Annotated in this window: 9 protein-coding genes and 1 tRNA gene; 4 read left to right on the top strand and 6 right to left on the bottom strand. The window is 56.4% G+C overall.

What is annotated here, in order from left to right; genetic code table 11:
* On the top strand, positions 1-859 hold an 859-nt coding region (locus O6944_07915; GenBank protein ID MCZ6719057.1), incomplete at its 5' end, for a site-specific integrase.
* A gap of 18 nt (positions 860-877) precedes the next feature.
* Here O6944_07915 and O6944_07920 read toward each other — a convergent pair.
* Positions 878-961 (bottom strand) — tRNA-Leu (locus O6944_07920).
* A 470-nt stretch (positions 962-1,431) separates the two neighbouring features.
* On the bottom strand, positions 1,432-1,860 hold the full coding sequence (locus O6944_07925) for a DUF4399 domain-containing protein (protein MCZ6719058.1): 429 nt from the start codon (positions 1,858-1,860) through the stop codon (positions 1,432-1,434).
* 20 nt (positions 1,861-1,880) lie between these two features.
* On the opposite strand from O6944_07925, the gene O6944_07930 reads away from it, so the two are divergent.
* Positions 1,881-2,201, top strand: a complete 321-nt coding sequence (locus tag O6944_07930; GenBank protein MCZ6719059.1) for a hypothetical protein — start codon at positions 1,881-1,883, stop codon at positions 2,199-2,201.
* Positions 2,202-2,444: 243 nt separating this feature from the next.
* Here the strand turns inward: O6944_07930 and O6944_07935 are convergent, their stop codons facing one another.
* Positions 2,445-3,347 (bottom strand): hypothetical protein, encoded by a 903-nt coding sequence (locus O6944_07935; GenBank protein MCZ6719060.1) that lies wholly within the window; start codon positions 3,345-3,347, stop codon positions 2,445-2,447.
* A 215-nt stretch (positions 3,348-3,562) separates the two neighbouring features.
* Between O6944_07935 and O6944_07940 the strand changes: the two genes are divergently transcribed.
* Positions 3,563-4,024 (top strand): hypothetical protein, encoded by a 462-nt coding sequence (locus O6944_07940; protein MCZ6719061.1) that lies wholly within the window; start codon positions 3,563-3,565, stop codon positions 4,022-4,024.
* Between the two features lie 140 nt (positions 4,025-4,164).
* Positions 4,165-4,401, top strand: coding sequence for a hypothetical protein (locus O6944_07945; GenBank protein MCZ6719062.1), 237 nt, complete (start codon positions 4,165-4,167; stop codon positions 4,399-4,401).
* On the opposite strand, the gene O6944_07950 is transcribed toward O6944_07945, so the two are convergent.
* From O6944_07950 to O6944_07960, 3 genes are all read right to left on the bottom strand, one after another.
* A complete protein-coding gene (locus O6944_07950) occupies positions 4,391-4,753 on the bottom strand; it encodes a hypothetical protein (GenBank protein MCZ6719063.1) in 363 nt (120 codons plus the stop codon). The two genes, O6944_07945 and O6944_07950, sit on opposite strands and share 11 nt — an antisense overlap.
* A 141-nt stretch (positions 4,754-4,894) precedes the next feature.
* On the bottom strand, positions 4,895-5,413 hold the full coding sequence (locus tag O6944_07955) for a hypothetical protein (GenBank protein MCZ6719064.1): 519 nt from the start codon (positions 5,411-5,413) through the stop codon (positions 4,895-4,897).
* 860 nt (positions 5,414-6,273) lie between these two features.
* The coding region (locus O6944_07960; GenBank protein ID MCZ6719065.1) for a hypothetical protein at positions 6,274-6,629 on the bottom strand (356 nt) is incomplete at its 5' end.

Consider the following 6,629-nt stretch of genomic DNA (forward strand, 5'->3'; position numbering starts at 1 on the left):
GGCGCTCGGGTCCCTACCCCACCTGAGGCGGCACCTGGGGTTGTATCGTGTAAATGCGATCACGTTTGATCGTGTGAGTGCCTACAAGAATGCCCGACTCGATGAAGGCGCCGCACCGGCGACGGTGAAGTATGAGCTAGCAACGCTGCGTAAGGGCCTTAGGATCGCCATGCAAAGTGGTAAGCTCGTTAGAGTCCCTCACATGCCAGAGATCAAGGTGGAGAATACCCGCTCGGGTTTCTTCGAGCTTGAGGAGTTCCGGGCGGTGCGCGCCGAACTGCCGCCCGAGCTAGGGCCACTCGTTGAGGTAGCGTACTGGACGGGTTGGAGGATTAGGTCTGAACTTCTTCCTATGGAGTGGAGTCAGATCGATCTAGAGGCCGGTACGATGCGTCTGGAACCTGGTACAACAAAGAACGGCAAGGGTCGCACCTTCCCTATCGACCTACTTACGCAACTCTATGGGGCGATCAAGGCACAGCGGGAGTACACAGAGAGAGTACAGCGGGAGAGTGGCCGGATCATCCCATGGGTCTTCCACAGGGATGGAGAGCCCATCCGCGACATGTACGGCGCCTGGCGCGCCGCGTGTAAGCGGGCTGGCTTGGAGGGCAAGCTCCCGCACGACTTTCGCAGAACGGCCGTGAGGAATCTTGAACGGGCGGGTGTGAGTCGATCCGCAGGGATGCAGCTCACCGGACATCTTACCGAGGCAGTTTACCGGCGCTATGCGATCACCAACGAAGCCGACCTTAAGGATGCCGTTGCGAAGCTGGCAGGGCTCCAAAATCAGGCTAGCCGAAAGATCCTACCTATCTCGGTCACATCTCGGTCACAAAAGCAGGCCGCCAATGCTTAGGCTGACCCTGAAACCCTATGCCCAGGGCGGGATTCGAACCCGCACGGGGTTGCCCCCAAGGGATTTTAAGTCCCTTGTGTCTACCAGTTCCACCACCCGGGCTTGAAGGCGAAACCTCACTTCCACGAACAGTTTGCGCAACAGTCGCGTAGTCCCGCACCAGCCTCCAAGGGATGTCACGTCCCTTGGGCGTCTGATACGCCATGCGCGGGGAGGCTAGTTCTCCACCTTCGTCCCCCGGGGGGGCTGGCCGTGCCGCGACCATGACATTCTTTCGACGGTGGCAGTCACGCAAGCCCGTACTTCCAGTGTCCTGAAAAAACTTCCCCGCAGTATCGACAGTACGGATCCCCGACGATAACCAGCTTCTCACATTTGGCGCACTTCATGGTCTCGACTAGGGGTTCACCAGGGGGTGGTAGGATAGGTCTGTACGCGAGATGGATCACGCGGGCAATCTACGGGCTCGCCCACAACAGCAACGCATTAGTGTCCTCATGAAGCACTGCGGCTGCTTCTCTCATGATCGGCCCATGGTAACGAACGGCGCGCATGCTCGCAGGGCGGCCCGCTTACGGCCGTACAGTAAACCGAACCGTGTCGGTGGCGAGTGGATCCAGCGGTAGATGGGCCCAATCTGCGAGAACAGCTATCACTCTGTGCGTGCCAGGCGCCAGTCCCTGGACCACAAACTCGGTTTGCCCACGGCCCAAATGCCTGATGCCCGTTACTCCCGCGGGAATTGTGTCGCCGGGCAGGGTGAGGTTCCTGTCTATGAACAAGTGGTGGTGTGCGGTGCCTGATCGCTCCTCGGCGGCGGACGCAATCTCGACACCGGCGGCGGCGAGCACGACGCGGACGTCACGACTGTTCACCACTGCCCCATCAGCCGGTTCGATGATGTCCACTCGAGCAGAGCCTTCACCTCCGGCGCACGCGACGGCGGCGAGCAGCACGCACGTCAAGAGAACTTGGTGAGTAGTGCCCTTGTCAATCGACATGCTGATCAAGACCTCGCCTATTGAAGCACGCCACGGCGCCTGCGCATCACACGGCAATCGAAGAAAGCACGAAGCGAGCCCGGAAGCTGGACCTTGACGTTAAATGGCTAGTGGAGTTTCCCAACTTCACGCTTCTAATTGGGAATCCAATGGGTACGGATGCTTGGGCGCATCTCGAAATTGTTCTGCCGTTTACCGAGTCCGGACATCGACCAATCCTCCGTATCGAGCGTTCGCACAACCAACCAGTATTTGACCGACTGACGAAGATGTATGACGCTCTCTGGGATCAAGCCGAACCGCCACCCGCGATAGCGCACATTTACCCGTCGGGGCTGTAAAGCGGGCGGGCGATTCTACTCCAGCTGCACCGTGCAGCGACCCCCACATTCTTTCGACGGTAGTAGTCACGCAAGGCCGTACTTCCAGAATCCTGAACACTTCTCCGCAGTATCGACAGTACGGGTCCCCGACGATAACCAGCTTCTCACAGTTGGCGCACTCCTGCTCCGCCACATTTATCATTACAACGGACGTTCTCCCTCACTGACGGAAACGACATCACCGGCCGCGCGCTGTCTCCTCTACGGCGCGTAGGGCACCAGGATCGTGACCGTCCTCCCATCGTCGTAAACGACCGTCATGCCCGCGTACGCCATTGACGCCACGATGTCGAACACGGCCGTGAACGGTGCGGCCCGCACCGTCTGGACGGCCAGCACTTGCTGCTCCGAATCCGCCAGAAACAACCCGACCTCTGTGATGCCGCGACGGTCTCCCGGCCAACTGAGACGCACGATACCCTCATCGATTTCTTCCACGTGAAGCTCAAAGTCGGCCCGGCCCTCCGTCACCGTCGCGGCCGCGCGGTATCGGGCACGGTAGGGTCGGTACCGGACATAATAAGGGTAGCCGACGGAATGGAACGGAGCCGCGATCACCAGACCCACATGCAGTCCGTGATGCACGAACAGGGTCTCGTGGTGAACGAGGGCATGGTGGTCATGGCCTAGAGCTATCCCCTGGATATGGCCTCCGACGATGCCGTGCCGCCTCCCACCCACGTGCCTCACGGCACGGGCGTAACCGCGGCGGACTACAGGCCCACCCCTGCGATGCCTCACGGCACGGGCGTGACCGCGGCGGACTACAGGCCCACCGCTGCCATGACTCACGGCACGGGCGTGACCGCGGCGGACTACATGCCCACCGCTGCCATGACTCACGGCACGGGCGTGACCGCCACGATGTGCGCCCCCATGGACGTGTTGAGCGATGAGGGGCGCGGGCATGATCGTCATCACCACCGCGATGAGCAGAGCCACGACCCCCCTGGACCCGCCAGGTGTTCGTCTGGGAATTCTCGTCATGGGACCTCCTTGGTCGCGCGCGAGATAGACGTTGGCCATGCCACCCTGACCGATTTCTCGTTCGATCTCGTGGCGGTCAGCGAGTGCGGCTTTGAGGTCTTCCAGGCGCTGGGTCATGGAGAACTAAGATGGGTGAAACAGCGGAAGTTGGAAAGGGATATCGACCTACGTTCTTGGGACATTTTTGCTGCTTTTCAGGCGTCCGCTCTAGCTAAGGGGCGAAATGTCCCAAATCTTGTGATCGAGATCGTAGAATTCGCGCAATGAGAAGCATAAGTTTCTGGTAAGAAGATGCAAATCCTCCCAGGGGGAGGTTCAGAGGGGAGGTTCAGATGACCAGCAGTGAGGTTAGCGATCGTATCGGATTCAGAGAGTCCAAGCTTGAGCAACTGCCTAACAACCGCTGCCGAGCGCGGGTAGTCCTAGCTCGACCCGAGGGAGATGAGTTTGCTGGCGCGGCTCAGGGCGAAGACACGGAAAGAGGACGACTTAAGAGTACTGTCGAGGCCACAGCGCGCGCTCTGGAGAAATCGGTAAATGATGAGATCGCGCTAGACGTGCAGGGAGTGCAAACTATCACGGAGTCTCACACCAACATCATCGTAGCATTGCTAGAGTACCGCCTATTGGGTGGGATGCGACAGCAGCTGGTCGGATCATGCATCATAGGGAAGCAGCCCGCCCAGAGCGCCACGTTCGCAGTGCTGAAAGCCACCAACCGCCTCATGGGTAATGTTATCGTCAAGCCCTCAGATTCAGAGGCCACCGATGTCATCGAGAATGAGATCAGGTGATCGGATTGAGTTTAAGGAGTTCGAGTTAATACGCTTAGCCAACAGTCACTGCAGCTCGACGTATGCAAAGAGACACAAGCTCTCACGACCGCGAAACCCCTGTCACCTACTTCAAGAAAGAAGTTGACCTAATACGTCAGATGATTGTCAGCCCAGGCACTGACCTGACTTGTCCTCGATGCAATGCACTTCTCGAAAGCGAGACCATCGCCGGCGGAGGAACCATCGAGCAAAGCCCCGAACGCCGCTGGGACGCTCGGGGCTATCTACGTGTGTACGTCCCCGGCGCTAATGAATCCAACCCGCCGAAGCAACCGTCAAGTCTACCGGAGCAGGCAATTGGTAATGGTAGATGGCTACTCGAACTCAAATGCTGATCTTCACTATCCCGAGGATGAGGAGGGCGGCTCCGATGATGATTGCGATCTTTGCGTTTTTCGATAGTTCAGCAGGCGCAGCGTACAGCAGCGGCTCACTCGCAGCAGTGCTGTTGATGGCTCCGGCTGCCCAGATCAGAGCGGCGGGGCTATTTCGCTCCACTGACGGCACCCAGGAAAGCAAGAGCGGTCGCTCGCTGCTCTGGAGCGTGCGCGTTGGGACCGGGATCGGAACATTCAAGTCTTCGGTCTGCACTACACTAGATCCCTGCGGCCCTGTCTGGGCGACGACTTGAGTGAGGGAAGTGGCGACGAGGAACGGGCCTAGGAAAGCGGCTACGGCAGCACGCATGGGGACCTCCTTAAAAAGGTTATGTAGTGCAGTGCGAATGTGCACCCGGGATCCCCGGGCGGCAAGCCGGGCAATCATTAAATCGACACTTCAGGATAAGAAGGAACAAGCACAACCACTTCAAGACTTTCCGCTATGCTGTCAAATGAAGTCCAGTACCGGGTTCTTCCGAGCTTCCAACAATGCAGATAGCATGGACTTAAACTGCGCTATCTGGCAGTCCAAGGCCGTGTCATACAAGCTATGCCCGTGCGGATAACAGCGTCCTGTATGGGCCGGTTGATAGTCGGGATAGGTCTCCCAGAATGCGGTAAGCGATGGCACAACTGCCTCTGGATTTTCCTGTAAAATAGCATTCACAAAGGCCTCTTTGGTGGCTTCGATAATCAAAGGGGTAGCTTTCTCATCAGCAATATGTCCAACAAAGGCATCGGTATAGGCTTTTTCTGGATCCAAATCATCATATTCGCCGTAGATCAAATCCCATCCCAGCACTACGTCCATGGCGCTCAAAATTAATCCCCGAAGCTCATATTCGCAGTCTGCGCTTAGTTGATTTCCAACATCTTCCAATTGTTCTGCTGTGGGTTGGCCTTTGATATCCGGTTGCCTGGCGGCCTTTATAAATAAATCAAAATACGACGATACTACGTCAGCCAAATTGGATAAACTAATTTGGGACCCTTTCCATCTTAGGAACCGACAACGTCCGTCACAACTGCCACGGATATCGTGTTCGGGGCAGTCCCCATTACCCTTGCGAACGTTGTTGCAATTAGCGCTCCACTTACAAAACATCAAGAAACCACAGTCTGTGTCAAAATAACAGTTACATGGATCCCGTTTAAAGGTTAATCCCAAAATTCGTATGCTAACAAAGGTCGGTAGGGAGATATAAAGGGCACTACGGAGGCCTGTTATCACGATAGTGACCGCCAGTCCTGCCGAGATGGTTTTCTGGCGGTGGTAATAAAGCACTTTCAAGTTCGTTAAGTGTTGCTTGGCATAGACGCCCATGTGTAGCAACCAGAGAGTCGCGAACGCTATGAAAACAACCAACACTATTTGCAGAATAAGTATCGGTATATTCGTTAAGAACTGAAGAACTATGTATATGAGAAGCGACAGAACCGAACCTATGAGGGCTCTTCTCATGCAGCTGGCACATCGTCCCAGTTTAGAATGAACAAAACCTCTTAATCCGGAGACTTCTTGAGGGCAAGGCATTAGTTTTCTCCTAAGTGGCTATAGATCTGCCTAACGAATCCGTCAGATTCTCATCCAGGGGTGTTTTTCGGCCATCTTGGCAGAGAATTACGGTAGTGTCCTAATTTAGTCCTAGCGTGCGATTGCCTCTTTCTTCGGGAGTCTCCCAATCCACGATTTTGTTTTTGAATAAGCCGGGGGCGACCGTTACCCTGGTGCCGCACTGGCACCTAACTACCGTGGGCTGCAAAAGGAACGAATTCGTTTTGACCTTGCGCCCGCACTGTGGACACTTCAGCAATTTATTTCCCACATCACGGTCGAGGCCCACCACTCGTATCCGGGAGAATTACGGGATTGTTGAAAATGGTTCGGTCACTAAACTGAATATTCATCCCGGTAACGGCATACGTACCCGCTTCGGTCTGCGGAGAAGCCCTGACTGACCCGCTCTCCACCGTCCTGAAGGACACTGCAAAGCCATACGTGCCATCGTCTCTGAGTTCGAGAAGCCCCTGAGTTGCCTCAACTGTATCGCTTCCTGCAGTGATCACCGCGGCTCGGAGTTCGGAGCCGTTAACGGTTTGGAGCGCGTAGGTCCCGACGACTGAGAGTATGTCAAACTGGTCGCTAGTCGCATCGGTGAGAGTGCCCCGAACGCCGCTGGGAC

Source organism: Gammaproteobacteria bacterium, assembly GCA_027296625.1.
In the GTDB taxonomy this organism is placed as follows: domain Bacteria; phylum Pseudomonadota; class Gammaproteobacteria; order JAKEHO01; family JAKEHO01; genus JAKEHO01.